Source organism: Enterobacter cloacae complex sp. FDA-CDC-AR_0164, from assembly GCF_003071645.1.
In the GTDB taxonomy this organism is placed as follows: Bacteria; Pseudomonadota; Gammaproteobacteria; order Enterobacterales; family Enterobacteriaceae; genus Enterobacter; species Enterobacter ludwigii.
In genome coordinates this window covers 335,209-361,327 of the sequence record NZ_CP028950.1, presented here as the reverse complement: position 1 = coordinate 361,327, position 26,119 = coordinate 335,209, and the positions used below count along the sequence as shown (strand labels likewise).

Here is a 26,119-nt window from a genome sequence, read left to right as displayed (position 1 = left end):
GGAAAGCGTGTTCAGATACTACTCCCCCCCAGTAGTCTAATACTACCCCCCAGTAGAAAAATACTCAGGGGGAGTAGAGCATGATATGCTTTAAAAGCCATACGATAAGGGAGACAGAGATGTCACATACGGTTCGCGACAAGAAGATGTTATTGACTCGCCTGAAGAAAATTCAGGGGCAAAGCGCTGCCCTGGAAAAAATGCTCAATAGCGACCACGAATGCGCCGACGTGTTACAACAGCTGGCGGCGATCCGCGGCGCGGTAAACGGCATGATGATGCAGGTGATCGAAGGTCATCTCACCGATCATGTGGTGAAAGAGCCTGAAGAAGCTCAGCGCGAAGCCGATCTTGGCGTCGTGTTACAGGTGATCAAATCCTATCTTAAGTAGGATGTGTTTTGAGGTTATCTTCCGCCCAAAGAATAAAGTCCGCTTTCGGCAACGCCTTGCTGTAGTACCAACCCTGCCCATACTGCACGCCGTGACGACGTAGCCAGGCGAGTTGCCCTTCGGTCTCCACGCCTTCCGCCACCATCGCCAGCTTCAGCGATTTTGCCATTTCAATAATGTGTGGCGTCACGTTTTTATATTCCAGTGCATCCACAAACGCTTTATCAATTTTTAGCGTGTCGACATCCAAATCCTGCAGGTAGCTCAGGCTGGAATAGCCCGTACCGAAATCATCAATATAGACTGCGTGGCCTGAATGACGAAAGGCGGCGATGGCCGGTGCGCTGATTTTAGGATCGGCAAAGCCGCGCTCGGTTAACTCAAGGGCGATCTGTTGCGGATGGACTTTCCACTTATTCATTAAGTGACTCAACAGTGGCGGGAGTTTTCCCGAGGTCAAATCGGCCGGCGCGAGGTTAATGGAAATATGCTGCCCGGCATGAAGGTGCAGCCAGTAGCCCATATCCTCAAACACCTTTTCAATGACCAAATGCGTCAGCTGCGAGATGAGCCCCGTTTGCTCAGCAAGCGGCACAAAAATATCCGGTGAAAGGCTGCTCCCGTCAGGCTGGGGCCAGCGGGTTAGCGCCTCTGCGCCCACAATCTTCCCGCTAGAGAGTTCAATAATGGGCTGGTAATGCACCACAAATTCCCGGTTGTTAATGGCGTCAAGCAGGCGGTTGCGTGGCGACTGGATGCGACGCAGCAATCGTAAAACAAAGAGTGCGGCAAGCAGGCTTATCAGTATGCCGAACGGCAGCCAGATGAGAAGTTGCTGGTGCCAGGTTTCAGCCAGCGGTTTTAACGCCGCCCAGGCGACCACCGTAAACCCCAGTTCAGGAACAGGCTTCATAATGTATATCGAGCCGTTGTACTGAATACGGGTGACGCCCTGATCCTTAACCAGATTGCGGATATGCGGATCGAGCTTGCTGCTGCTGGCAAAAATGAGATGTGATTTGCTGCCCACCAGGGCGGCATCTGTGGCGATCTCACCGAAAGGGATCACATCGACAAGCGAGGCAGGATCCACCAGCACCAGATAGTGGCCCCGACCCAGGACCGCCATGTAGCGGCTAAAACCGAGATCGTTTTGCGTGGTGAGCCATGCGCCATAACCATCTTCCGTGATTCGCATGGGCGGGGGGAAAGGGGCCGACTGACTGGTTTGTTCCAGGGACGAGCAAAGGGGTTCAAGATTGTTGATATAAATAACTTCCTGAACATAACGCCATGAAAAAGCGACCCGCCGCATCTCCCTTAAATGCATAACGCTACAGGGGATCCCTTTAAAGGTCTGCAGGCTATTGAGCGCTTCCTTTGCATCATCCACTACCCTGGCGGTACGTATCAGCACGCGTGAGGCATAGCTATCCAGCGCATCGACAAACTTATCTTCCGCCTGGCGATGTGCCAGCCAGATGCTCAGGCTAATCGGAACCAGCACCGCAATGATAAGTACGCCGGTCACCAGACTGACCAGATGTCGGGTTTTCATGGTGCTGTTTCCTTCCTCTTATGCCCGCTCCTGGGCGCTGAAAAACCTGCCAGAGGAGAAAGATTTTACCGCTAAATGATAAAGTTATAGCACGCGCAGGTCATGATTTACGGCACAACAGAAAATATCGTCGGGGCAGAGGGGTTGTTTTTTCAGCAGGGGTTAGATATTATTTTGTTATGTTATAACAAAACATAAAGAGTTTACGATGAAACCAGATATCCACCCAGCCTATCGCACCGTGGTGTTCCACGACACCAGTGCTAATGAATACTTTAAAGTCGGCTCAACCATTAAGACCGACCGCGAAATTGAACTCGACGGTGAAACGTATCCGTATATCACCATCGAGGTCTCTTCAAAATCGCACCCGTTCTACACCGGCAAGCAGAAAACGTTCTCGACGGATGGCAGTGCGGCGCGCTTCCGTAAGCGTTTCGGCGGCTTTCTTAATGCGAAGCGGGGATAACCATGCAGGTACTTAACTCATTGCGCAGTGCAAAACAGCGTCACCCGGATTGCCAGATAGTCAAACGCAAGGGACGCTTATACGTGATTTGCAAATCCAATCCGCGCTTTAAGGCGGTTCAGGGACGTAAGAAAAGACGCTAGACGCGTGCTTCGCGCCAGCTTTCCAGGGATCTTTTTTGGTTGCCATCGGCAGTAAAATTGCCGGTGGCAAGCCAGCCTTCAAAGGCACTCGCCAGCGCCGGCCACTCTTTGTCGAGAATTGAAAACCAGTCGGTATCCCGGTTATGACCTTTCGTGACCAGCGCCTGACGAAAACGCCCCTCAAACTGAAAGCCAAGACGCAGTGCCGCCTTGCGCGAAGGCGCGTTCAGGCTGTTGCACTTCCACTCGTATCGACGATACCCAAGGGTGTCGAACACGTATCGCATCAGCAGATATTGCGCTTCCGTCGACATCGGCGTGCGGCTGAGCAGCGGGGAGAAATGAACATGTCCCACCTCCACAACGCCGTTGGTTGGATCGATCCGCATCAGAGCCAGCGTGCCGACCGGAGACTGGGTCTGGTTGTCGATAACGCTAAAGTGAATCGGATCGGATAAGTCACGCACGCTCTCTACCCATCCTGCAAACGCCTCTGCGCTGGCATCCGGCTCACGCAACAGCCACGTCCAGCTGCGGGTATCTTCGGCCAGAGAATACGCGCTGAACAACGCCTCAGCGTGCTCCACCCGCAGCGGCTCAAGGCGACAATAGTGGCCCTGAAGCACCACACGTGAAGGGTGCTGGCGGGGTTGCCAGTCGATAAGTGCTTCGCCTACTGGCTGTCCAAACTCATTGAATGTTTTCATTTTACTGTCCGTGACGTTGATAAGAACGCCAGACTAGTGAATTACTGGTTCCTTAAAAAGTGCCACTCAGCTATGTTTTGGTGGTACCACGGGAGGCGAGATGAACATACCGGGCGATGAATTTTATACTTTGCTGAATGCCGCGTTGAAAGCGCAGGGGGAAGAGACGCTACAGCGCGCGCTGTATCATGCATTGCGTGAGGCGATACTGTGCGGCCGGCTACACGCCGGGAGCCGGCTTCCCGGTTCGCGAATGCTGGCTCAGCAGCTCTCGCTTTCACGGAACACCGTCAATGCGGCGCTGGAACAGCTGACGCTCGAAGGGTATCTGCTGCGTAACCGCCAGGGGACGCGGGTGGCGCAGCTGGCGCAGCGTACGCTCGTTCAGGCATTGCCGGACTCTGCCGTCGTGCTCGGCAGCCGGGTCGCCTCGCTGCCTGCGCCGGTGCCGCGTGATACCCCGGTTCCGGCATTTACGCCGGGAACACCGGCCATCAACTACTTTCCCCTGCCGCTGTGGCGGCGCTTGTACGACCGTGTTCTGCGCGAAGAGGGCAGCGCGCTGTTAGGGTATGGCGATCCTGCCGGGGAGCCGTCGCTGCGGGCGGCCATTGCCCGCCACCTTGCCCTTTCGCGCGGCATTGACTGCGATGCCAGTCAGATAGTAATGACCGAAGGCGCGCTTGAAGGGGTAAACCTTTGCACGATGCTGCTGAGCGAACCCGGCAGCGTCGCGTGGGTGGAAGATCCTGGCTATGGCGGGGCTAAAAGCGCCTTTGCCAAAGCGGGCTTAGTCATGACGGGGATGCCGGTTGATGACGAAGGCATGTTCTGGGAAGGGCTGGATACGCCGTCCCCTGCGCTTATTTTCACCTCACCTTCGCACCAGTTTCCGTACGGAAGCGTGCTCAGTGCGCGGCGACGCCTGGCGCTGCTGGATCTGGCCCGGCAGCATAACGCCTGGATTATTGAAGATGATTACGACAGCGAGTTTCGTTATTCCGGTGAGCCCGTGCCCGCAATGCTGGGAATGGTCAACAATGCGCCGGTTGTCTATCTCGGTACCTTCAGCAAAACCCTCTTTCCGTCGCTGAGAATGGGGTTCATGGTGTTACCCCCGGCGCTGGCAAACGCGGCCCGTCCGGCCATTGGCGCGCTGCTGCGTGGCGGGCATCGCGCCGAACAGCGAACCCTGGCGCTGTTTATTGAGGAAGGACATTATGCCCGCCACCTTGCCGCCATGCGCCGGCTCTACCGTAAGCGCTACCGACAGCTGCGTGAGGCGCTGAGTGCTGAGCTTCATACTCCGCATCGCATTCTGGCGGGTGAAGGGGGGATGCATCTGACGCTGGCAATAGACGGCATCGACGACCAAAAAGTGGTCGAGCAGGCGAGGGCGTTTCAGCTGGCACCCGCTGCACTGAGCGGGTATTACCTGGAGCCGAAGCAGGGGCAAACCGGTCTGGTGTTAGGTTACGGCAATACCTCTGCTTCTCAGTTTGTGTCGGGTATCCGACGCATACAGGCTGTAATCACGCAGCAGCAGGACGGGAAAGGGTAAAGACATCATAAAAAGAGAGCTGACCTTTGGTGGATACCATCTTCTGCAGCTTCTCTTTTTGCACCGTTTCAACCGCGGGGGAGTGCATGATGCTTTCGATCAGCTCCGGCGGCACGTAACGCGTGTTATACCATTCACCGTTATAGCAAACCCGGAAATCAAGGACGTCGATATCTTCGTAGCGGTAGCGGGGATTAACGTCAAAAAAGAAAAAGGCGTTAAATACCACAAACAGAATGACAAGCAGCCAGACGGAGTCCACCAGAGTTTCGGACTTCAGCATCACAATCAGTGTCGCCAGCCAGGCGGCATACATTGCGACAAACAGTCCAGGGTGTTTGCGAATAAAGCTGATGCTAAAGCGCGGGCGATTGTCGCGCTTTTCGCGGTGATTAAGATCGTCGATGGTGGCAGTAAGCAGGCGCTGTATCTCGGTCATTTTTTGCCTTTATGAGAATTGACAATACAGGATGTCTGCCAATTTTAGGGGAGCCATTTGGCTGAAAAAAGTAACAGTCAGGCGCTAAAAGACCATAACAGTTGACTCCCCGTCACTTTACAGCCGTTTAATGATTGTTGCCGGATTGCCGCCGACGACGACATTCGCCGGGACGTCTTTCGTTACGATAGCGCCAGAGGCCACCACCACATTATCACCCAACGTAACGCCCGGGTTAATAACCGCACGTCCGCCAATCCAGACGTTGTTGCCGATGGTCACCGGCTTGCCAAACTCCACGCCGCTATTACGCGCGTCGGCGTCCAGCGGATGGGTTGCCGTGTAAATATGCACCCCTGGCGCGAGCATGCAGTTGTCGCCAATATGTATCGGGCAGACATCCAGCATCACGCAATCGAAATTGGCGTAAAATTCTTTGCCCAGATAAATGTTATATCCATAGTCACAGCGGAAGCTCGGCTCAATATAGGCCCCTTCGCTTTGCCCGAGGAGTTCCGCCAGAATGTTCTGGCGTTCGAGTTTCTCATCAGGTGCAGTGTGGTTATAACGGTGAACCAGGTGTCGGGCGCGTAATCGGTCGGCCCGTAATGTTTCATCACCAGGGCGGTAATGTTCACCTGCAATCATCTTCTGCTTTTCTATGCTCACTGGGAACCTCACTGGTCGTCTTTACCGTAGGGTAATCGGAACAGGATGACAGGGGAACGTTCCCGGAAAATCACTGTGACTATAATCACAATAATATTGCGGATGAGCACGTTTTACACGGAGACCTGCACTGGGGCAGGAGGGTATAGCCAGAAAGTTGAATACAGCTGAGAAAGTGGCGTAGAACCTCTACAGACACACTTCAAAGATTAACGGACAAATCTCCACACGGACGTTGGGATTTTGTCATACAGCTTATTCATGGTCAGTTCAGCAAGACGGTGGTCAGCCGCTGAATAAAATACCGCCAGTTCATTATCAGAAAGCTCGTATTTATTCTTTTCAATTACACGTTCAAGCGTGTCTATTGACTGGCAGCGTCGCAAACGCATCAAATAATCGATTTTTGTGAGTGGTTTTTCAGACATAAATTTACCTTACTAATTGTAATAATTTTAACAGGAAAGACTAACGGGGTTAGCTCTGCTCACGTTGATGAAGCAACGAAATAGTCGGTTGCCCGATTTACGCCATTTCTGCAAATCTTGCGCATTAATGCCGTAGCTGCTGAACAACATAAAGGTGTCATCCAGGTATTCATCAATTTGCTCAATCAGCTTATTATCTTCATTGTACTTAATTTTATAATTAAGTGCGAAGGTTGCAATATGCTCGATCAACTCGTTTAACTGTAAATTGATGGCAGACGTTGGGTCGTTTACCCAGCCATGGTTACTTTCATCAAGATTGGCAAGGCAGTCATGGTACAAGGATTCGCAGAGAAATTTCAACTGCGCGATATCATGCCTTTTTGGCGAGTACTCGTCCATAGCGCATCCCCTTCTGAGTGATTTCTTACTCACCGAACATCATGTCGGGATGGATACAACATACTTAGCCGCACGGGTGCTGTGTTCCTGATAACTCTAACTATAATCCACTCTGATCAAGATTTCACCGCGCTATTACGAAAAATTACAAATAAAAGCACTGACTGCGAGCCTTTACGCAAATGTGCCTTCAGCGCTAAACATTTTTATACAGATTAACGCGGAACTTTTTTCGCTCCCTTACGTTTCATTGGCTTAGCGTAAACAATCCTAAGATGTCCAAATCCGGAGTTCTCTTTGCCTGAAGATATGGTTAGGAATATTCCTAATCACTTAAGCAGGGAAATGAAATTAAAAAAATCCTGAATTCAGCGATTACGTTATCACTTAATTATGATATGTCATTGTAGGCGGCAGGAAATAAATAGAAGCACAATAAGCCTATTTTATGATTTTTTTCTGAAAAAGAAAAAGGCCGCTAATGCGGCCTTTTTATCATGTGAAACCGGTATCAGTGCGGTTCTACCGAATGACTGTGCTCAATATCTTCATTCTTGCGGCTAAAGCGGCGGCGAACCACCACGAAGAATACCGGAACGAAGAAGATAGCAAGTACGGTTGCGGTAACCATACCCCCCATAACGCCTGTACCGACGGCGTTCTGTGCACCGGAACCCGCACCGGTACTGATAACCAGCGGCATTACCCCGAGGATAAATGCCAGTGATGTCATCAGGATTGGGCGCAGACGCATACGCACCGCGTCAAGGGTCGCCTCAATCAGGCCTTTACCTTCTTTCTCCATCAGATCTTTGGCGAATTCAACGATAAGTATCGCGTTCTTCGCCGACAAGCCAATGGTTGTCAGCAGGCCCACCTGGAAGTACACGTCGTTGGTTAATCCACGGAATGTTGCCGCAAGCAGCGCACCGATAACCCCCAGTGGCACCACCAGCATAACGGAGAACGGAATCGACCAGCTCTCATACAGTGCCGCCAGACACAGGAAGACCACAATCAGTGAAATGGCGTACAGGGCAGGGGCCTGGTTACCGGACAGACGTTCCTGGTAGGACATACCGGTCCAGTCATAGCCGATACCCGCAGGCAATTTACCTGCCAGCTCTTCCATCAGGTTCATGGCTTCACCGGTGCTTCGGCCTGGTGCGGCCTGACCCAGGATCTCCATGGATGGCAGCCCGTTATAACGTTCCAGACGCGGCGAACCGTATTCCCAATGCGACGTAGAGAAGGATGAGAACGGCACCATCTGGCCGTTGTTGCCGCGAACGTACCAGTTGTTGATATCGTTCGGTAACATACGGTATTGCGCTTCTGACATCACGTACACTTTCTTCACACGACCACGGTCGATGAAGTCGTTGACGTAGCTACCGCCCCAGGCCGCGCCCAGCGTGGTATTGATGTCACTGATGGAAACGCCCAGTGCCTGCGCTTTCTCCTGATCGATGTCGATTTTGTATTGAGGCGTATCTTCCAGACCGTTAGGACGCACGCCGACCAGAAGGTCAGGGTGTTTCGCCACTTCACCGAACAGCTGGTTACGTGCCTGCGTCAGTTTTTCATGACCCAGACCGCCCTGGTCAATCAGCTGGAAGTCGAAACCTGTCGCTGTCCCCAGTTCAACAATCGCTGGCAGGTTAAAGGCGAAGACCATCGCATCTTTAATCTGTGAGAACGTGCCCATTGCACGGCCAGTAATCGCCTCAACTTTGTTCTCTTCGCCCGGACGTTCTGACCAGTCTTTCAGAGAAACGAAGGCAATACCGGTGTTCTGACCACGACCCGCAAAGCCAAAGCCGTTAACCGCAAACACGGATTCAACGTTAGCTTTCTCTTTGGTGAGGTAGTAATCCGTTACTTCATCCAGCACCTTCTGGGTACGTTCTTGCGAGGCACCCGCCGGCAGCTGTGCCATCGTCAGGAACACGCCCTGGTCTTCATCTGGCAGGAACGAGCTTGGCAGACGAACGAACAGATAGGCCATCCCCACCACGATGATGATATAGAGCAGCAGGTAACGACCGGTGCTGCGCAGGATGTTACCCACGCTGTCGGTGTAGTGATGCGTGCTCTTATCAAACATGCGGTTAAACCAGCCGAAGAACCCTTTATGCTCGCCGTGACCGCCTTTCTGAACAGGTTTCAGCATGGTGGCACACAGTGCAGGCGTCAGGATCAATGCAACCAGTACCGACAGCGCCATCGCCGAGACAATGGTGATGGAGAACTGACGATAAATTGCACCGGTAGAGCCGCCAAAGAAGGCCATTGGGATAAATACCGCAGACAGTACCATCGCGATACCGACCAGCGCGCCCTGGATCTGGCCCATGGATTTACGGGTTGCTTCCTTCGGCGGTAGACCTTCTTCCGCCATGACACGCTCGACGTTTTCTACCACCACGATGGCGTCATCCACAAGCAAGCCGATGGCGAGCACCATCCCGAACATTGTCAGGGTGTTTATCGAGTAGCCAAAGATGGCCAGTATGGCGAAGGTCCCGAGCAATACGACCGGTACGGCGATGGTTGGGATCAGCGTCGCGCGGAAGTTTTGCAGGAACAGATACATGACCAGGAATACCAGGATGATCGCTTCTGCCAGGGTTTTAACCACTTCGTGAATCGAGATTTTGACGAACGGCGTGGTGTCATACGGATAAACGATCTTCAGGCCGGACGGGAAGAACGGTTCCATCTTCTTCAGTTCCGCACGGATAGCCGTCGCGGTGTCCAGGGCGTTAGCACCTGTCGCCAGTTTGATCCCGAGACCGGAAGCTGGCTTGCCGTTAAACTTCGCAATGATGTCGTAGTTTTCGCCACCCAGTTCCACTTTCGCCACGTCGCGCAGACGAACCTGCGAACCGTCCTGATTCACCTTCAGCAGAATTTTGCTGAACTCATCGGCGGAGGTCAGACGGGTTTGTGCGATGATCGAGGCGTTAAGCTGCTGGCCTTTCACCGGCGGAGTACCGCCTAACTGACCGGCGGCAACCTGGGCGTTCTGCGCTTTGATGGCGTTGATCACGTCCACCGGCGTCAGCTGGAAGTTGTTCAGTTTGTTCGGATCCATCCAGATACGCATCGCGTACTGAGAACCGAACAGCTGAACGTCACCCACACCAGACGTACGGCTGATGGCGTCCTTCATGTTGGCGCCCACGTAGTCGGAAATATCCTCCTGCGTCATGGTGCCGTTGGTGTTGATAACGCCAACAACCATCAGGAAGCTACTGGACGATTTCTCGACGCTCACACCCTGCTGTTGTACTTCTTGTGGCAGCAACGGCATGGCGAGCTGCAGTTTGTTCTGGACCTGAACCTGCGCGATGTCAGCATCAGTACCTGACTGGAAGGTCAGGGTGATCTGTACCGTACCGGTTGAGTCACTGTTTGAGGACATGTACATCAGGTTATCGATACCGTTCATGTTCTGTTCGATAACCTGTGTCACGGTGTCCTGCACCGTTTTTGCATCAGCCCCGGGGTAGGTTGCGGAAATTGTTACCGCCGGTGGCGCAATCGTTGGATATTGCGCGACAGGCAGCTTCAGGATCGCAAGTCCCCCAGCCAGCATGATGATTATGGCGATCACCCATGCAAATATGGGGCGATCGATAAAGAAATTAGGCATGTCTTAACGGCTCCTGTTTAAGTTAAGACTTGGTTTGTTCTGACTGGCCAGCGGCCGAAGCTTGTTGTTTATCGTCAGATTTCACTTCCTGTGCTTTGACCTGCGCGCCAGGACGAACTTTTTGCAAACCAGTAATAATCACGCGATCGCCATCTTTCAGACCTTCCGTCACCAGCCATTTATCGCCAATCGCCTGAGTGGCAGTGATGTTGCGCGTTTCGACTTTGTCATCAGCCCCGACAACCAGTGCACTCGCGTCGCCACGTGGCGTACGGGTGACACCCTGCTGAGGCACCAGAAGTGCGGTTGGGTTGGTGCCTTCTTCCAGACGCGCGCGAACGAACATACCAGGTAAGAGTGTCTTATCCGGGTTCGGGAAAATCGCACGTAAGGTGATGGAACCGGTAGTTTGGTCGACCGTCACATCGGAGAATTCCAGTGTGCCTGCCTGCGGGAACTTGATACCGTCATTGGTCACGAGCTCCACTTTGGCTTTACCGTTTTCCTGCTTCAGCGTGCCGTTTGCCAGCTCTTGTTTCAGGCGCAGGAAATCGTTGCTGGACTGGGTCACGTCAACGTAAATCGGATCAAGCTGCTGCACGGTAGCCAACGCGTTGGTCTGACCGTTCTGCACCAGCGCCCCTTCCGTGACGGAAGATTTACCAATGCGACCGCTGATTGGGGAGGTCACTTTGGTATAGGCGAGGTTGATACGCGCTGTTTCCACTGCAGCTTTCGCGGCAATCACGGCGGCGTTGGTCTGCTGTGCATCAGACAGGGCAGTGTCATAATCCTGTTGACTGATGTACTTGGTACCGAGCAGTTTTTTGTAACGGTTCAGCGTCAGTTGGGAGATTTTGGCTGCAGCTTCTGCTTTCGCCAGATCGCCTTTCGCGCTCTCATAGGAGGCCTGGTAGGTTGCCGGATCAATCTGATACAGAGACTCGCCAGCTTTCACTTCACCACCCTCGGTGAAGTTACGTTTCAGGATGATACCACTCACCTGAGGACGCACTTCTGCGATGCGGTATGCGCTGGTACGGCCCGGTAATTCTGTCGTTATCTGGAGAGGTTCGGACTTGAGCGTCACCACGCCAACTTCTGGCACCTGCTGAGCTCCTTGTTGAGCCTGTTTGTCGTCACATCCTGTTAGCGCTAAGCTGCCTGAGAGCATCAGAACGACCGCCAGAGGCGTTAACCCTCTGTTTTTGTTCATATGTAAACCTCGAGTGTCCGATTTCAAATTGATCAATGGTCCTGAGTCCAAAAACCCATTGCTGCGTTTATATTATCGTCATGCTATGGTACATACATTCACAAATGTATGTAAATCTGACTCCTGTAAATTCACTAACGTATGGCACGAAAAACCAAACAACAAGCGCTTGAAACCCGACAACACATTCTGGATGTGGCTATGCGTTTGTTTTCTCAGCAGGGTGTTTCGTCAACCTCGCTGGCGCAGATTGCTCAGGCCGCGGGCGTCACGCGGGGAGCGATTTACTGGCATTTTAAAGACAAGACAGATCTGTTCAGTGAAATCTGGCAACTCTCAGAGTCCAGCATTAGCGATCTTGAGACTGAGTATCGGGCAAAATTCCCCGAGGATCCACTCTCAGTATTAAGAGAAATATTAGTATATATCCTTGAAGCAACGGTAGTTGAAGAACGTCGCAGGTTAATGATGGAAATCATCTACCATAAATGCGAGTTGGTCGGAGAGATGGCGGTCGTCCAGCAGGCGCAGCGCAGCCTGTGTCTGGAAAGCTACGATCGCATTGAACAGGTCCTCACCCAGTGTATGCAGGCGAACCAGCTGCCGGCGACGTTAATGACCCGACGGGCGGCAGTCCTGATGCGCAGTTATATTTCCGGCCTGATGGAAAACTGGCTTTTCGCCCCGGACTCCTTTGACCTGAAGAACGAAGCCCGCAGCTATGTCGCTATTTTCCTGGAGATGTGCCAGCTCTCCCCGACGCTGCATGGCAAGTCAGGCTCGCTAACAGCCTGACGCGATTCCAGGATTTCTCTTAGAGGCTCACGTTCGCGCTATTCTGCTTCAGGCGAGCGTGATATCCTGCACGCCGGACTATTTTCGGTCATCTTCTGACATCATTCACAACTATGCTGCACACCAATCGCTCGCAACATCCTGTTCTTGTATTTTTATTGGCGACGCTGTTTTTCTTCGCAACGGCACCGCTTTCCTGGGCCCGCGCCGATAACAACAATGACATCCCTTCACGCAGTGATGTTCAGTCGCAACTCGACACCCTGAATAAACAAAAAGATCTCTCTGCTCTGGATAAGCTCGTTCAGCAGGATCTGACGGAGACGCTGGAAACGCTTGATAAAATTGAGCGTGTTAAAGCGGAAACCACACAGCTTCGGCAGAAAGTGGCGCAGGCGCCTGAAAACATGCGTAAGGCCACGGAATCGCTGAATGCCCTGAGCGATGTGGATAATGACGACGAAACCCGTAAAACGCTCGCGACCCTGTCATTGCGTCAGCTGGAATCGCGCGTCGCACAGCTGCTCGACGATCTGCAAACGGCGCAGTCCGATCTCGGCACGTACAACAGCCAGCTTGTCTCCCTGCAAACCCAGCCCGAGCGCGTACAAAATGCGATGTATGCCGCCTCTCAGCAGCTGCAGCAGATCCGCAACCGTCTGAACGGTACGTCGGTTGGCGAAGGCACCCTGCGCCCAACGCAGCAAACGCTGCTGCTGGTGCAGCAGGCCTTACTGAATGCGCAAATCGAACAGCAGCGTAAAAGCCTGGAAGGGAATACGGTGCTGCAGGATACGCTCCAGAAGCAGCGCGACTACGTAACGGCGAACATTAATCGTCTGGAACATCAGCTTCAGCTGTTGCAGGAGGCGGTTAACAGTAAGCGCCTTACGCTGACGGAGAAAACGGCTCAGGAAGCCGTCTCACCGGACGAAACTGCCCGCATTCAGGCGAACCCGCTGGTGAAACAGGAGCTCGAGGCTAACCATCAGCTGAGCCAGCGCCTGATACTGGCAACAGAAAGCGGTAACTCGCTGGTTCAGCAAAATATCAGAGTGAAAAACTGGCTGGACCGCGCGCTGCAGGCTGAACGCAACATTAAAGAGCAGATTGCGGTTCTGAAAGGTAGCCTGCTGCTGTCCCGTATTCTCTACCAGCAACAGCAGACGCTGCCGTCCGCCGATGAGCTCGAGGACATGACCAACCGCATTGCGGATTTGCGTCTGGAACAATTCGATGTGAACCAGCAGCGCGACGCCCTTTTCCAGAGCGATACGTTTGTCGCCAAATTGGAAGAGGGCCATTCCAGTGAAGTGAACCCGGAAGTTCACGACGCCCTGCTGCAGGTTGTGGATATGCGCCGCGAGCTGCTCGACCAGCTCAACAAACAGCTCGGCAACCAGCTGATGATGGCGATTAACCTGCAGATCAACCAGCAACAGCTGGTGAGCGTGTCGAAAAGTCTGCAGGAGATCCTGACCCAGCAGATTTTCTGGGTTAACAGCAACAAGCCGATGGACTGGGACTGGATTAAATCCTTCCCTGAAACGCTGAAGGCGCAGATTAAGAGCATGAAAATCACCGTAAACTGGGAGAAAGCCTGGCCTGCGGTGATGATTGCCTTCCTGGCGGGGCTCCCGCTGCTGCTGATTGCCGGCCTGATCCGCTGGCGTCTGGGCTGGCTGAAGAAATACCAGGATAAGCTGGCGTCTGAAGTGGGGCAACTGCGTAACGACAGTCAGCTGCACACGCCAAAAGCGATTCTGATCGATCTGATCCGCGCGCTGCCGGTCTGCCTGATTATTCTGGCGGTGGGGCTTATCCTGCTGACGATGCAGCTCAACATCAGCGACCTGCTGTGGGCGTTCAGTAAAAAACTGGCCCTGTTCTGGCTGGTGTTTGGCGTGTGCTGGAAAGTGCTGGAAAAAGACGGCGTTGCGGTGCGTCATTTCAACATGCCTGCGCAACTGACCAGCCACTGGCGTCGTCAGATTGTACGCGTCAGCCTGGCGCTGTTGCCGCTGCACTTCTGGTCCGTTGTCGCTGAGCTGTCTCCGCTGCACCTGATGGACGATGTCATGGGCCAGCTGGTTATTTTGCTGAACCTGCTGCTCATTGCCATCCTGATGTGGCCGATGTGCCGCGACAGCTGGCGGGATAAAGAGTCTCACAACATTCGTCTGGCCACCGTGACGGTACTGGCGATTATTCCGCTGGCACTGATGGTGCTCACGGCGACGGGGTACTTCTATACCACGTTGCGCCTGTCCGGACGCTGGATTGAAACCGTCTATCTGGTGATCGTCTGGAACCTGCTCTATCAGACCGTACTGCGCGGCCTAAGCGTGGCGGCTCGCCGCATCGCTTATCGTCGTGCCATCGCGCGTCGCCAGCATCAGGTAAAAGAGGGGGCCGAAGGCGCTGAGCCACAGGAAGAGCCAACCATCGCGCTGGAGCAGGTTAACCAGCAGACACTGCGTATCACCATGCTGGTAATGATCGCGCTGTTTGCGGTGATGTTCTGGGCGATCTGGTCTGATTTAATCACCGTCTTTGCCTACCTCGACAGTATCACCCTCTGGCAATACAACGGCACCGAAGCGGGCGCCGCGGTAATGAAAAGCGTGACCATGGGCAGCCTGCTCTTTGCCCTGGTGTCGTCAGTGGTGGCCTGGGCGTTGATTCGAAACCTGCCAGGCCTGCTTGAAGTGCTGGTGCTGTCGCGTCTGAACCTGCGTCAGGGGGCGTCGTATGCCATCACCACCATCCTCAACTACGTCATTATTATTGTCGGGGCGATGACGGTCTTTGGCTCGCTTGGCGTCTCGTGGGATAAGCTGCAGTGGCTGGCGGCCGCGCTCTCTGTCGGTCTCGGTTTTGGCTTGCAGGAGATCTTCGGTAACTTTGTTTCCGGCCTGATCATTCTGTTCGAACGTCCGGTACGTATCGGTGATACCGTCACCATCGGCACCTTCTCGGGAACGGTCAGCAAGATCCGTATTCGTGCCACCACCATCACCGACTTCGATCGCAAAGAGGTGATCATCCCTAACAAAGCGTTCGTCACCGAGCGACTGATCAACTGGTCGCTCTCTGACACCACAACGCGCGTCGTCATTCGACTGGGTGTGGCCTACGGCTCCGATCTGGATAAAGTGAAAGAGGTGTTGTTAAAAGCCGCGAAATCGCATCCTAAGGTGATGCACGAGCCCGCCCCAGATGTGTTCTTCACCACCTTCGGGCCGAGCACGCTGGATCACGAGCTGCGGTTATACGTGCGTGAGCTGCGCGATCGCAGCTACACCGTGGATGAGCTGAACCGCACTATCGATCGTCTGTGCCGTGAAAACAACATCAACATCGCCTTCAACCAGCTTGAAGTTCACCTGCGTAACGAGAAAGGTGATGAGCATACGGAAGTGAAGCGCGAGATTCAGGGTGACGATCCTACCCCGGCGTAATTCAGGTTCCCTCTCCCGGTGGGAGAGGGTCAGGGTGAAGGCGACTGGCCTTCACCTTGCCTTCAAAATCCGTCTTCACTATCTCAAGTGCTTTCAGCACCGTCTGGGCAGGGATGTCATGATTCTCCAGCAGCATAATCAAATCGACGGCCAGCTTGACCTCATCGGGTGCATTTTCCAGTGACATTTACGGCTCCTGTTAACGGGTCAGACGTTCAATGACGCGTTCGATTTCATCCAGCGCCTGACGGCAACGAACGATGCGGCCCTCGAGGGCGCTAATCTCTCGCATTAATAACTGCTGCTCTTCCAGCGTCTCGCTTGCGTTCAGGCGCGTTTCCCGCTCCTGCTTCATCTCAAACAGACGGCGCGCAAACTCCTGGTTCTCCAGCCGCTTGCGCTGCCATTTACCGAGACCCGGCGAAGCGCTGTCCCAGACGCGTAGCGGCCAGGCGGTCATTTCACGGTGCAGGGCGGTGATCTGCTCGGTGAGATGTTCCGCAAGCCAGGCGACCTGTTGCTGTTGATTGTTCTCAACCGCGTGGCGCAACTCATCAAGATTCATCTGCGCCTCAGCAACATAATCCTGGATGCGCGTGCTGCGGGTACGAAAAAGCTGCCGGTCAAAGCGCGGCTTCAGCGTAGCATGCCCCATTAACGGCGTAGCCTGCGCGCGCAGGGTGGACAGCTGATTTTGCAGCGTCTCCAGAAGCAGGGCTGTTTTCAATACGCTCTCCAGTGGTAAAGTAGCCGTTCAGTTTGATAACGATTCGCATTATGCAGCGTACTATTTTAATCATCATTGGCTGGCTCGCGGTAGTGTTAGGCACGCTGGGCGTGGTTTTGCCCTTATTGCCCACTACGCCTTTTATTCTGCTGGCAGCCTGGTGCTTCGCCCGTTCATCGCCGCGCTTTCACCACTGGCTGCTGTACCGCTCCTGGTTTGGCGGCTATTTGCGCCACTGGCAAAAACATCGGGCAATGCCGCCCGGTGCGAAGCCGCGTGCGATCGCGGTGATCCTGATTACCTTTGCCATTTCATTATGGCTGGTGAAAATGATGTGGGTGCGCATTCTGTTGCTGACGATCCTCGCCTGTCTGCTTTTCTTTATGTGGCGGATCCCCGTGGTTGATGAAAAGCAACAAAAGCACTGAAGCCTTATAATGGCTGTTGCAATTATTGCGCGCAGCCAGTAAATTCGACCGTTTTCGAGCACAGCTGCGCCTGGTCAAAGGTTAAACAATTGTTACCCTGGCCGACTCGTTGCGCGCTGTGAGTAACACTGTTTCATTTAGGCACAAACCGATGACCGCAACTGCACAGCAGCTTGAATATCTGAAAAACAGCATCAAAAGTATCCAGGACTATCCAAAGCCTGGCATTCTTTTCCGTGATGTCACCAGCTTGCTGGAAGACCCGAAAGCGTACGCGCTCAGCATTGAACTGCTGGTCGAGCGTTATAAAAACGCCGGGATCACCAAAGTAGTGGGTACCGAAGCCCGTGGATTCCTGTTTGGCGCGCCGGTCGCGCTGGCAATGGGTGTTGGCTTTGTGCCGGTGCGTAAACCGCGCAAACTGCCGCGTGAAACCATCGCAGAGAGCTACGAACTGGAGTACGGCACCGATCAGCTGGAAATCCACGTTGATGCGATCAAGCCTGGCGATAAAGTGCTGGTGGTTGACGATCTGCTGGCGACCGGCGGCACGATTGAAGCGACCGTGAAGCTGATCCGTCGTCTGGGTGGTGAAGTGACCGACGCGGCATTCATCATTAACCTGTTCGATCTGGGTGGCGAACAGCGCCTGGAAAAACAGGGCATTACCAGCTACAGCCTGGTGCCTTTCCCGGGTCATTAATCCCGGTTTTCACAACCTCGCTCAATGGGTGAGGTTGTGATAGCATTCCCCTCCATAAATTCACCTTCCAGCGTTGCAGAGCCTGCCCATGAGTTATCAGGTGTTAGCCCGTAAATGGCGACCACAAACCTTTGCTGACGTTGTCGGTCAGGAGCATGTGCTGACGGCCCTGGCGAACGGCTTGTCGCTAGGTCGCATCCATCACGCTTATCTTTTCTCCGGCACCCGCGGCGTCGGTAAGACCTCTATTGCCCGTTTGCTGGCAAAAGGTCTGAACTGCGAAACCGGGATCACCGCCACGCCGTGCGGCGTGTGTGACAACTGCCGTGAAATTGAGCAGGGGCGCTTTGTCGATCTGATTGAGATCGACGCCGCCTCGCGCACGAAAGTGGAAGATACCCGCGATCTGCTCGACAACGTGCAGTACGCGCCGGCGCGTGGCCGCTTCAAGGTCTACCTGATCGATGAAGTGCACATGCTGTCACGCCACAGCTTCAACGCCCTGCTGAAAACGCTGGAAGAGCCGCCCGCGCATGTGAAATTCCTGCTGGCGACCACCGATCCGCAAAAGCTGCCGGTCACTATTTTGTCGCGCTGCCTGCAGTTCCATCTGAAGGCGCTGGACGTCGAGCAGATCCGCGCTCAGCTTGAACATATTCTTGATGAAGAGAAGATTGTCCACGAACCGCGCGCCCTGCAGCTGCTGGCCCGCGCGGCAGACGGCAGCCTTCGTGATGCCTTAAGTCTCACCGACCAGGCGATTGCCAGCGGTGACGGTAAACTCTCGACCGACGCGGTCAGCACCATGCTCGGCACGCTGGATGATGATCAGGCGCTCTCTCTCATCGAAGCGATGATCGCCGCCAACGGTGAACGCGTCATGTCGCTGGTGAACGCCGCGGCTGCCCGGGGCATTGAATGGGAAGCGCTGCTGGTTGAGATGCTGAGTCTGCTGCACCGCGTGGCGATGCTGCAGCTTTCGCCGTCAGCCATCGGTGCCGATATGGCGGTTATTGAACACCGGATGCGTGAACTTGCGCGCACCGTCCCACCGGCTGACGTGCAGCTTTATTACCAGACGCTGCTGATTGGCCGCAAAGAGCTGCCGTTTGCACCGGATCCCCGGATGGGCGTTGAAATGACCCTGCTGCGTGCGCTGGCGTTCCATCCGCGCATGCCTCTGCCGGAGCCGGAAGTGCCCCGACAGTCTTTTGCTCCGGTCGCCCCCACTGCGGTGATGTCGCCTCAGCAGGTGCCACCGCAGCCGACGGCTCCCCCGCAGCAGAACGTACCGCTGCCGGAGGCCACCAGTTCGGTGCTTGCCGCACGAAGCCAGTTGCAACGTGCTCAGGGAGCAACCAAACCAAAAAAGAGTGAACCGGCAGCGCCAGGAAGAGCGCGGCCGGTGAACAACGCCGCGCTTGAACGACTGGCTTCGGTTACGGAGCGCGTTCAGTCGCGCCCTGCACCGTCCGCGCTCGAGCAAAAAGCCCCGGTGAAAGAAGAGGCTTACCGCTGGAAGGCAACAACCCTCGTTGAAGAGGTGAAAGAAGAAGTTGCCACACCGAAAGCGCTAAAAAAGGCGCTGGAGCATGAAAAAACACCTGAGCTTTCCGCGAAACTTGCCGAAGAGTCTATTGAGCGTGACGCGTGGGCCGCAGAGGTCAGTAAACTGCAGTTGCCGAAGTTGGTTGAGCAGGTCGCGCTGAATGCCTGGAAAGAGCAGGACGGTCATCAGGTACGTTTACACCTGCGACCGGGTCAGCGGCACCTGAATTCCCCTGGCGCGCAAAAAGCGCTGGCCGAGGCGCTCACCGCATTACACGGTGCACCGGTTGAATTGACTATCATTGAAGATGATAATCCGGCGGTGCGAACGCCACTGGAATGGCGTCAGGCGATTTATGAAGAGAAGCTCGCGCAGGCGCGCGAGTCGATTATCGCGGATAACAATATCCAGACTCTGCGCCGGTTCTTCGACGCCGATCTGGATGAAGAGAGTATTCGCCCCATTTGATCGTGAGTCTGACTTACGGTTGTAATCCTTAAACGTGAAAGAAGAGAGAAGCCTATGTTTGGTGGAAAAGGCGGTCTGGGTGGCCTGATGAAGCAGGCTCAGCAGATGCAGGAAAAAATGCAGAAGATGCAGGAAGAGATCGCTCAGCTGGAAGTCACGGGTGAATCCGGTGCCGGTCTGGTCAAGGTGACCATCAACGGTGCGCATAACTGCCGTCGCGTTGAAATCGACCCAAGCCTGCTCGAAGACGACAAAGACATGCTGGAAGATCTGGTTGCAGCCGCGTTTAACGATGCTGCGCGCCGTATCGATGAAACTCAGAAAGAGAAAATGGCCTCTGTTTCCAGCGGTATGCAACTGCCGCCTGGCTTCAAGATGCCATTCTGATGCAAACCAGTCCGCTGCTCACGCAGTTAATGGAAGCACTGCGCTGTCTGCCGGGTGTCGGCCCGAAGTCGGCGCAGCGCATGGCGTTTACGCTATTGCAGCGCGACCGCAGCGGCGGGATGCGCCTGGCGCAGGCTTTGACCCGTGCCATGTCAGAAATTGGTCACTGTGCGGATTGCCGTACCTTTACCGAGCAGGACGTGTGTAACATCTGCACTAATCCGCGTCGTCAGGAAAACGGTCAGATTTGCGTGGTGGAGAGTCCGGCGGACATCTACGCCATCGAACAGACCGGGCAGTTTTCTGGCCGCTATTTTGTGCTGATGGGGCATCTCTCCCCGCTGGACGGTATTGGCCCGGACGATATCGGTCTCGATCGCCTTGAACAGCGTCTTGAGTCCGAAACGATCAAAGAGGTGATCCTCGCCACCAACCCAACGGTGGAAGGGGAAGCTACGGCCAACTACATCGCCGAATTGTGCGCACAGTATGGCGTTGACGCCAGCCGCATCGCTCACGGCGTGCCAGTGGGCGGTGAGCTGGAGATGGTGGACGGCACCACGCTTTCCCACTCTCTGGCTGGACGTCACAAGATTATTTTCTGACCAAACGGAGGCTGCAATCGCGGCCTCCGCTTGAAATTCTCCCCTCGTATCCCCATCTCTCCCTCAACGTTTTAAAACCCCATTAAATGGCATTGTTGAGGTCGACATAGATGAAAGGACAAGAAACCCGTGGTTTCCAGTCAGAAGTAAAACAGCTTCTGCACCTGATGATCCATTCCCTGTATTCCAACAAAGAAATCTTCCTGCGTGAGCTGATTTCCAACGCCTCCGATGCGGCGGACAAGCTGCGCTTCCGCGCCCTGTCTAACCCGGATCTGTACGAAGGCGACGGAGAGCTGCGCGTGCGCGTCTCTTTTGATAAAGAGAACCGTACCCTGACTATCGCTGATAACGGCATTGGTATGAACCGCGACGAGGTCATCGACCATCTCGGGACCATTGCTAAATCCGGTACCAAAGCGTTCCTCGAATCAATGGGCTCCGATCAGGCGAAAGACAGCCAGCTGATCGGCCAGTTCGGTGTGGGCTTCTACTCGGCGTTCATCGTTGCGGACAAAGTCACCGTACGTACCCGCGCAGCAGGCGACAGTGCGGATCACGGCGTCTTCTGGGAATCTAAAGGCGAAGGCGAATACACCGTTGATGACATCACCAAAGCGGACCGCGGTACCGAAATCACCCTTCACCTGCGTGAAGGCGAAGACGATTTCCTGAATGACTGGCGCGTGCGCTCCATCATCAGCAAATACTCCGACCATATTGCCCTGCCGGTTGAGATTGAAAAACAGGAAGAGAAAGACGGTGAAACCGTGGTGTCCTGGGAGAAAATCAACAAGGCGCAGGCGCTGTGGACGCGCAATAAGTCTGAAATTAAAGACGACGAATACAACGAATTCTACAAACACATCGCCCACGACTTTACCGATCCGCTCACCTGGAGCCACAACCGTGTGGAAGGTAAGCAGGAGTACACCAGCCTGCTGTATATCCCGTCACAGGCGCCGTGGGATATGTGGAACCGCGATCACAAGCACGGTCTGAAGCTGTACGTCCAGCGCGTATTTATCATGGATGACGCCGAGCAGTTCATGCCGAACTACCTGCGCTTTGTGCGTGGTCTCATTGACTCCAACGATCTGCCGCTGAACGTCTCCCGTGAAATTCTGCAGGACAGCACCGTCACCCGCAACCTGCGTAATGCACTGACCAAACGTGCGCTGCAGATGCTGGAAAAACTGGCGAAAGACGATGCAGAAAAATACCAGACCTTCTGGAAACAGTTCGGTCTGGTGCTGAAAGAGGGCCCTGCGGAAGATACATCCAACGTAGAAGCCATTGCTAAACTGCTGCGTTTCGCTTCCACTCACACCGACTCCTCTGCGCAGACCGTGTCGCTGGAAGAGTACGTCTCCCGCATGAAAGAAGGGCAGGAGAAGATCTACTACATCACCGCTGACAGCTACGCCGCGGCGAAGAGCAGCCCACACCTCGAGCTGCTGCGTAAGAAAGGCATCGAAGTACTGCTGCTGTCTGACCGCATCGACGAGTGGATGATGAACTACCTGACCGAGTTCGACGGTAAGGCGTTCCAGTCCGTCGCCAAAGCCGATGAGTCGATCGATAAGCTGGCCGATGAAGTGGACGAAAGCGCGAAAGAAGCGGAGAAGGCGCTGGAGCCTTTCGTTGAGCGCGTGAAAACGCTGCTGGGCGATCGCGTGAAAGAGGTGCGTTTCACTCACCGTCTGACCGATACCCCGGCCATTGTCACCACGGATGCGGATGAAATGAGCACCCAGATGGCGAAACTGTTCGCCGCGGCGGGCCAGGCGATGCCAGAAGTGAAGTATATCTTCGAGCTGAACCCGGATCATCCGCTGGTGAAACGCGCGGCGGATACGCAGGACGAAGCACGCTTCGCCGAGTGGGTTGAGCTTCTGCTGGATCAGTCTCTGCTGGCCGAGCGCGGCACGCTGGAAGATCCTAACCTGTTCATTAAACGTGTGAATGCGCTGCTGCTGGCGTAATTGACCCGCCTCACCCTGGTCTTCTCCCTCTCCTGTGGGAGAGGACCGGGGGAGGGCACCAGACCGCTCCTTCCCGTTAATCTCCCTTCATTAACCGTTTCAGCCCGCCTGCCTTCCTTGAGCCATATCCGTTCTGGTGGTATTGTTTAGCGCTTTTGAAAAATTGAATCGACTTTTGAGGGGATTTTCGCAATGCGTATTATTCTGCTTGGCGCTCCGGGCGCGGGTAAAGGAACTCAGGCTCAGTTCATCATGGAGAAATACGGTATTCCGCAAATCTCCACCGGTGATATGCTGCGCGCCGCTGTTAAATCTGGCTCCGAGCTGGGTAAACAAGCGAAAGACATCATGGACGCAGGCAAGCTGGTGACCGACGAGCTGGTTATCGCTCTGGTCAAAGAGCGCATTGCTCAGGAAGACTGCCGTAACGGTTTCCTGTTGGACGGCTTCCCACGCACCATTCCTCAGGCTGATGCCATGAAAGAAGCGGGCATCAACGTGGACTACGTGCTCGAGTTCGACGTGCCGGACGAGCTGATCGTTGACCGTATTGTTGGTCGTCGCGTACACGCTGCCTCTGGCCGCGTTTACCACATCAAATTCAACCCGCCTAAGGTTGAAGGTAAAGATGACGTTACCGGTGAAGAGCTGACCACCCGTAAAGACGATCAGGAAGAGACCGTGCGTAAACGTCTGGTGGAATACCATCAGATGACCGCTCCGCTGATCGGTTATTACACCAAAGAAGCGCAGGCGGGTAACACCAAATACGCGAAAGTTGACGGCACCAAAGCCGTTGCTGACGTTCGTGCAGAGCTGGAAAAAATCCTCGGCTAATTGCACCTCTCTCACCCGGGCTCTCCGGGTGAGAAAAATTCTCATCTTACCTATTGCAGCAATGGGTTTCGTTTAAACGCTTTTCCGCTACAATTGAAAACCATTCAAATGGTTAAGAGGCGTGAATGAGTCAGGCGAAAACCGGCATCCTGCTTGCCAATCTGGGTACACCAGATGCACCGACATCAGAAGCGGTAAAACGCTACCTGCGACAATTTTTAAGCGACACGCGCGTCGTGGATACCCCAAGACTGTTGTGGTGGCCGCTGCTGCGTGGCGTCATTCTGCCGATTCGTGCCCCACGTGTAGCAAAGCTTTATCAGTCCGTCTGGATGGAAGAGGGCTCACCGCTGATGGTGTATAGCCGTCGGCAGGAAAAAGCGCTGGCCGCCCGCCTGCCGGATATGCCCGTCGCGCTGGGCATGAGCTACGGTAAACCGTCACTGGAAAGCGCGGTCGACTCGCTGCTGGCGCAGGGCGTCGACCACATTGTGGTTCTCGCCCTTTATCCGCAGTACTCCTGCTCGACGGTTGCCGCCGTCTGGGATGAGCTGGCACGTATTCTGGCGACCCGCCGCCGTATTCCTGGCGTGACCTTTATTCGCGATTACGCCGATAACGAACGCTATATTAAAGCGCTTGCCAGTAGCGCGCGCGCGTCGTTTGAAAAACATGGCGAGCCGGATCTGCTGTTGCTCTCCTATCACGGGATCCCGCAGCGCTTCGCCAATGAAGGGGATGATTACCCGCAGCGCTGCCGCGATACTACCCGTGAGCTGGTCTCAGCCCTCGGCCTGCCGCCAGAGAAAGTGATGATGACCTTCCAGTCGCGTTTTGGCCGCGAGCCGTGGTTAACGCCTTATACCGACGAAACCCTCAAAATGCTCGGTGAGAAGGGCGTGAAACATATTCAGGTGATGTCACCCGGTTTCTCCGCCGACTGTCTGGAAACGCTGGAAGAGATTGCCGTGCAGAACAGAGAGTTCTTCCTCGAGGCGGGCGGAACGAAATACGAATATATTCCGGCCCTTAACGACTCGCCTGAGCATATCGAGATGATGGTGTCACTGGTGACAAACAGCCGCTGATCGCACTATGGGCCGGGTTTGTGCTACCATTCCCGGCCCATAATCCTTGCACAGTTCAGACCCATGAAATTTCCCGGTAAACGCAAATCTAAACACTACTTTCCCGTTGATGCCCGCGATCCGCTCCTGCAGCAAATCCAGCCGGAAAATGAAACCAGCGCCGCATGGGTCGTCGGTATCGATCAGACGCTGGTGGACATTGAAGCTAAAGTGGATGATGCGTTTGTCGCTCGTTACGGTCTGAGCGCCGGTCACTCGCTGGTGATTGAGGACGATGTTGCCGAAGCCCTGTATCAGGAGCTGACGCGCGAAAACCTGATCACCCATCAGTTTGCCGGTGGCACTATCGGCAACACCATGCACAACTACTCGGTGCTTGCCGACGACCGCTCTGTGTTATTGGGCGTCATGTGCAGCAACATCGAAATTGGTGGCTACGCCTACCGTTACCTGTGCAATACCTCCAGCCGCACCGATCTGAACTACCTTCAGGGCGTTGACGGGTCGATTGGCCGCTGCTTCACGCTGATCAGCGATTCCGGCGAACGTACCTTTGCCATCAGCCCCGGCCACATGAATAAGCTGCGTGCAGAGAGCATTCCGGAAGCGGTGATAGCGGGCGCGTCTGCACTGGTGCTGACGTCGTATCTGGTGCGCTGTAAACCCGGTGAGCCGATGCCGGAAGCCACCATGAAAGCGATTGAGTACGCGAAGAAATACAATGTGCCGGTCGTTCTGACGCTGGGCACCAAATTCGTGATAGCCGACAACCCCGAGTGGTGGCAGGCCTTCCTGAAGGAACACGTCTCGATTCTGGCGATGAACGAAGAAGAGGCTGAAGCATTGACCGGCGAGAGCGATCCGCTGCTGGCCTCCGATAAAGCGCTCGACTGGGTCGATCTGGTGCTCTGCACGGCCGGACCGGTAGGGCTGTATATGGCAGGCTTCACGGAAGAAGAGAGCAAACGCAAAACGCAGCATCCACTGCTGCCAGGCGCCATTGCCGAGTTTAACCAGTACGAGTTCAGCCGCGCGATTCGCCATAAAGATTGCGAAAACCCGCTGCGTATTTACTCCCACATCGCGCCGTATATGGGCGGGCCAGAAAAGATCATGAACACCAATGGCGCGGGAGATGGCGCACTGGCGGCGCTGCTGCATGACATCACTGCGAATGCCTACCATAAAACCAACGTCCCGAATTCCAGCAAGCACAAATTCAACTGGCTGACCTATTCGTCGCTGGCGCAGGTGTGTAAGTACGCGAACCGCGTGAGTTATCAGGTGCTGAACCAGCACTCGCCGCGCTTAACCCGCGGTCTGCCGGAAAGGGAAGATAGCCTCGAAGAAGCCTACTGGGACCGATAAAGGCAAAACGGCAACCTTGCGGTTGCCGTATTCGTGTTTGTACCCTCTCCCGGTGGGAGAGGGTCAGTAAAGGGCT

25 protein-coding genes and 1 other annotated feature are annotated in these 26,119 nt (G+C 54.6%); of the genes, 15 read left to right on the top strand and 10 right to left on the bottom strand.

Going from position 1 to position 26,119, the window contains the following annotated elements:
* Positions 1-119 precede the first annotated feature (119 nt).
* A complete protein-coding gene (locus tag AM410_RS01815) occupies positions 120-392 on the top strand; it encodes a metal/formaldehyde-sensitive transcriptional repressor (protein ID WP_020885193.1) in 273 nt (90 codons plus the stop codon).
* On the opposite strand, the gene AM410_RS01810 is transcribed toward AM410_RS01815, so the two are convergent.
* Complete coding sequence (locus tag AM410_RS01810) at positions 385-1,950, bottom strand: EAL domain-containing protein (protein WP_073395632.1); 1,566 nt, start codon at positions 1,948-1,950, stop codon at positions 385-387. The genes AM410_RS01815 and AM410_RS01810 overlap by 8 nt on opposite strands.
* Positions 1,951-2,158: 208 nt before the next feature.
* Here AM410_RS01810 and AM410_RS01805 point away from each other — a divergent pair, with 208 nt between their 5' ends.
* Together AM410_RS01805 and ykgO are read left to right on the top strand one after the other, a co-directional pair.
* Positions 2,159-2,419 (top strand): type B 50S ribosomal protein L31, encoded by a 261-nt coding sequence (locus tag AM410_RS01805; protein WP_010428154.1) that lies wholly within the window; start codon positions 2,159-2,161, stop codon positions 2,417-2,419.
* 2 nt (positions 2,420-2,421) lie between these two features.
* A complete protein-coding gene (gene ykgO, locus AM410_RS01800) occupies positions 2,422-2,562 on the top strand; it encodes a type B 50S ribosomal protein L36 (protein WP_003859006.1) in 141 nt (46 codons plus the stop codon).
* Here the strand turns inward: ykgO and AM410_RS01795 are convergent.
* Positions 2,559-3,269 carry a GNAT family N-acetyltransferase gene (locus AM410_RS01795; RefSeq protein ID WP_073395633.1) on the bottom strand — a complete coding sequence of 237 codons (711 nt, stop codon included), beginning with the start codon at positions 3,267-3,269 and terminating at the stop codon, positions 2,559-2,561. The two genes, ykgO and AM410_RS01795, sit on opposite strands and share 4 nt — an antisense overlap.
* A 100-nt stretch (positions 3,270-3,369) precedes the next feature.
* On the opposite strand from AM410_RS01795, the gene pdxR reads away from it, so the two are divergent.
* Positions 3,370-4,830: a MocR-like pyridoxine biosynthesis transcription factor PdxR gene (gene pdxR / locus AM410_RS01790; RefSeq protein ID WP_108647463.1), complete on the top strand. Its 1,461-nt coding sequence runs from the start codon at positions 3,370-3,372 to the stop codon at positions 4,828-4,830.
* Here pdxR and AM410_RS01785 read toward each other — a convergent pair.
* The 6 genes from AM410_RS01785 to acrA all read right to left on the bottom strand — a co-directional run bounded on the left by AM410_RS01785 (position 4,802) and on the right by acrA (position 11,642).
* Positions 4,802-5,269, bottom strand: coding sequence for a YlaC family protein (locus tag AM410_RS01785; RefSeq protein ID WP_032677533.1), 468 nt, complete (start codon positions 5,267-5,269; stop codon positions 4,802-4,804). The two genes, pdxR and AM410_RS01785, sit on opposite strands and share 29 nt — an antisense overlap.
* A gap of 117 nt (positions 5,270-5,386) precedes the next feature.
* Positions 5,387-5,938 carry a maltose O-acetyltransferase gene (maa, locus tag AM410_RS01780; protein WP_020885188.1) on the bottom strand — a complete coding sequence of 184 codons (552 nt, stop codon included), beginning with the start codon at positions 5,936-5,938 and terminating at the stop codon, positions 5,387-5,389.
* A 209-nt stretch (positions 5,939-6,147) separates the two neighbouring features.
* A complete protein-coding gene (locus AM410_RS01775) occupies positions 6,148-6,366 on the bottom strand; it encodes an HHA domain-containing protein (RefSeq protein ID WP_014168902.1) in 219 nt (72 codons plus the stop codon).
* 27 nt (positions 6,367-6,393) lie between these two features.
* Entirely contained in the window at positions 6,394-6,768 is a 375-nt protein-coding gene (gene tomB, locus AM410_RS01770) for an Hha toxicity modulator TomB (RefSeq protein WP_020885187.1), read from the bottom strand.
* A gap of 511 nt (positions 6,769-7,279) precedes the next feature.
* Positions 7,280-10,426 (bottom strand): multidrug efflux RND transporter permease subunit AcrB, encoded by a 3,147-nt coding sequence (gene acrB, locus AM410_RS01765; RefSeq protein WP_014168904.1) that lies wholly within the window; start codon positions 10,424-10,426, stop codon positions 7,280-7,282.
* 22 nt (positions 10,427-10,448) lie between these two features.
* Positions 10,449-11,642, bottom strand: coding sequence for a multidrug efflux RND transporter periplasmic adaptor subunit AcrA (gene acrA / locus AM410_RS01760; protein WP_020885186.1), 1,194 nt, complete (start codon positions 11,640-11,642; stop codon positions 10,449-10,451).
* A gap of 141 nt (positions 11,643-11,783) precedes the next feature.
* On the opposite strand from acrA, the gene acrR reads away from it, so the two are divergent.
* Positions 11,784-12,437, top strand: coding sequence for a multidrug efflux transporter transcriptional repressor AcrR (gene acrR, locus AM410_RS01755; RefSeq protein WP_014168906.1), 654 nt, complete (start codon positions 11,784-11,786; stop codon positions 12,435-12,437).
* 113 nt (positions 12,438-12,550) lie between these two features.
* Complete coding sequence (gene mscK / locus AM410_RS01750; RefSeq protein WP_014168907.1) at positions 12,551-15,898, top strand: mechanosensitive channel MscK; 3,348 nt, start codon at positions 12,551-12,553, stop codon at positions 15,896-15,898.
* Between the two features lies 1 nt (position 15,899).
* On the opposite strand, the gene rsmS is transcribed toward mscK, so the two are convergent.
* Together rsmS and priC are read right to left on the bottom strand one after the other, a co-directional pair.
* Positions 15,900-16,085, bottom strand: coding sequence for a pleiotropic regulatory protein RsmS (gene rsmS / locus AM410_RS01745; protein WP_014168908.1), 186 nt, complete (start codon positions 16,083-16,085; stop codon positions 15,900-15,902).
* A gap of 12 nt (positions 16,086-16,097) precedes the next feature.
* Entirely contained in the window at positions 16,098-16,625 is a 528-nt protein-coding gene (priC, locus tag AM410_RS01740; protein ID WP_025204841.1) for a primosomal replication protein N'', read from the bottom strand.
* Positions 16,626-16,675: 50 nt separating this feature from the next.
* Here priC and AM410_RS01735 point away from each other — a divergent pair, with 50 nt between their 5' ends.
* The 9 genes from AM410_RS01735 (at position 16,676) to AM410_RS01695 (ending at position 26,043) form a co-directional block, all read left to right on the top strand.
* On the top strand, positions 16,676-17,053 hold the full coding sequence (locus AM410_RS01735; RefSeq protein ID WP_020885182.1) for a DUF454 family protein: 378 nt from the start codon (positions 16,676-16,678) through the stop codon (positions 17,051-17,053).
* Between the two features lie 151 nt (positions 17,054-17,204).
* Positions 17,205-17,756 carry an adenine phosphoribosyltransferase gene (gene apt, locus AM410_RS01730; RefSeq protein WP_000127359.1) on the top strand — a complete coding sequence of 184 codons (552 nt, stop codon included), beginning with the start codon at positions 17,205-17,207 and terminating at the stop codon, positions 17,754-17,756.
* An 88-nt stretch (positions 17,757-17,844) separates the two neighbouring features.
* Entirely contained in the window at positions 17,845-19,773 is a 1,929-nt protein-coding gene (dnaX, locus tag AM410_RS01725) for a DNA polymerase III subunit gamma/tau (protein WP_020885181.1), read from the top strand.
* Positions 19,103-19,167, top strand: a sequence feature (DnaX frameshifting element). Its footprint overlaps the gene before it by 65 nt.
* A 54-nt stretch (positions 19,774-19,827) precedes the next feature.
* Positions 19,828-20,160: a YbaB/EbfC family nucleoid-associated protein gene (locus AM410_RS01720; RefSeq protein ID WP_010428194.1), complete on the top strand. Its 333-nt coding sequence runs from the start codon at positions 19,828-19,830 to the stop codon at positions 20,158-20,160.
* A complete protein-coding gene (gene recR / locus AM410_RS01715) occupies positions 20,160-20,765 on the top strand; it encodes a recombination mediator RecR (protein WP_006809843.1) in 606 nt (201 codons plus the stop codon). The genes AM410_RS01720 and recR overlap by 1 nt, the downstream gene beginning before the upstream one ends.
* Before the next feature lie 110 nt (positions 20,766-20,875).
* Positions 20,876-22,750 carry a molecular chaperone HtpG gene (htpG, locus tag AM410_RS01710; protein ID WP_014168914.1) on the top strand — a complete coding sequence of 625 codons (1,875 nt, stop codon included), beginning with the start codon at positions 20,876-20,878 and terminating at the stop codon, positions 22,748-22,750.
* 192 nt (positions 22,751-22,942) lie between these two features.
* Positions 22,943-23,587, top strand: a complete 645-nt coding sequence (gene adk, locus AM410_RS01705) for an adenylate kinase (RefSeq protein WP_006809841.1) — start codon at positions 22,943-22,945, stop codon at positions 23,585-23,587.
* Positions 23,588-23,712: 125 nt separating this feature from the next.
* Positions 23,713-24,675: a ferrochelatase gene (gene hemH / locus AM410_RS01700; protein ID WP_025204839.1), complete on the top strand. Its 963-nt coding sequence runs from the start codon at positions 23,713-23,715 to the stop codon at positions 24,673-24,675.
* 63 nt (positions 24,676-24,738) lie between these two features.
* Positions 24,739-26,043 carry an inosine/guanosine kinase gene (locus AM410_RS01695; protein ID WP_108647461.1) on the top strand — a complete coding sequence of 435 codons (1,305 nt, stop codon included), beginning with the start codon at positions 24,739-24,741 and terminating at the stop codon, positions 26,041-26,043.
* Positions 26,044-26,119 lie beyond the last annotated feature (76 nt).

Coding starts and splice junctions, on each gene's coding strand:
- AM410_RS01815 (WP_020885193.1), top strand. CDS start 120: ATGTCACATACGGTTCGCGACAAGAAGATGTTATTGACTCGCCTGAAG.
- AM410_RS01810 (WP_073395632.1), bottom strand. CDS start 1,950: ATGAAAACCCGACATCTGGTCAGTCTGGTGACCGGCGTACTTATCATT.
- AM410_RS01805 (WP_010428154.1), top strand. CDS start 2,159: ATGAAACCAGATATCCACCCAGCCTATCGCACCGTGGTGTTCCACGAC.
- ykgO (WP_003859006.1), top strand. CDS start 2,422: ATGCAGGTACTTAACTCATTGCGCAGTGCAAAACAGCGTCACCCGGAT.
- AM410_RS01795 (WP_073395633.1), bottom strand. CDS start 3,269: ATGAAAACATTCAATGAGTTTGGACAGCCAGTAGGCGAAGCACTTATC.
- pdxR (WP_108647463.1), top strand. CDS start 3,370: ATGAACATACCGGGCGATGAATTTTATACTTTGCTGAATGCCGCGTTG.
- AM410_RS01785 (WP_032677533.1), bottom strand. CDS start 5,269: ATGACCGAGATACAGCGCCTGCTTACTGCCACCATCGACGATCTTAAT.
- AM410_RS01775 (WP_014168902.1), bottom strand. CDS start 6,366: ATGTCTGAAAAACCACTCACAAAAATCGATTATTTGATGCGTTTGCGA.
- tomB (WP_020885187.1), bottom strand. CDS start 6,768: ATGGACGAGTACTCGCCAAAAAGGCATGATATCGCGCAGTTGAAATTT.
- acrB (WP_014168904.1), bottom strand. CDS start 10,426: ATGCCTAATTTCTTTATCGATCGCCCCATATTTGCATGGGTGATCGCC.
- acrA (WP_020885186.1), bottom strand. CDS start 11,642: ATGAACAAAAACAGAGGGTTAACGCCTCTGGCGGTCGTTCTGATGCTC.
- acrR (WP_014168906.1), top strand. CDS start 11,784: ATGGCACGAAAAACCAAACAACAAGCGCTTGAAACCCGACAACACATT.
- mscK (WP_014168907.1), top strand. CDS start 12,551: ATGCTGCACACCAATCGCTCGCAACATCCTGTTCTTGTATTTTTATTG.
- rsmS (WP_014168908.1), bottom strand. CDS start 16,085: ATGTCACTGGAAAATGCACCCGATGAGGTCAAGCTGGCCGTCGATTTG.
- AM410_RS01735 (WP_020885182.1), top strand. CDS start 16,676: ATGCAGCGTACTATTTTAATCATCATTGGCTGGCTCGCGGTAGTGTTA.
- apt (WP_000127359.1), top strand. CDS start 17,205: ATGACCGCAACTGCACAGCAGCTTGAATATCTGAAAAACAGCATCAAA.
- dnaX (WP_020885181.1), top strand. CDS start 17,845: ATGAGTTATCAGGTGTTAGCCCGTAAATGGCGACCACAAACCTTTGCT.
- AM410_RS01720 (WP_010428194.1), top strand. CDS start 19,828: ATGTTTGGTGGAAAAGGCGGTCTGGGTGGCCTGATGAAGCAGGCTCAG.
- recR (WP_006809843.1), top strand. CDS start 20,160: ATGCAAACCAGTCCGCTGCTCACGCAGTTAATGGAAGCACTGCGCTGT.
- htpG (WP_014168914.1), top strand. CDS start 20,876: ATGAAAGGACAAGAAACCCGTGGTTTCCAGTCAGAAGTAAAACAGCTT.
- adk (WP_006809841.1), top strand. CDS start 22,943: ATGCGTATTATTCTGCTTGGCGCTCCGGGCGCGGGTAAAGGAACTCAG.
- hemH (WP_025204839.1), top strand. CDS start 23,713: ATGAGTCAGGCGAAAACCGGCATCCTGCTTGCCAATCTGGGTACACCA.
- AM410_RS01695 (WP_108647461.1), top strand. CDS start 24,739: ATGAAATTTCCCGGTAAACGCAAATCTAAACACTACTTTCCCGTTGAT.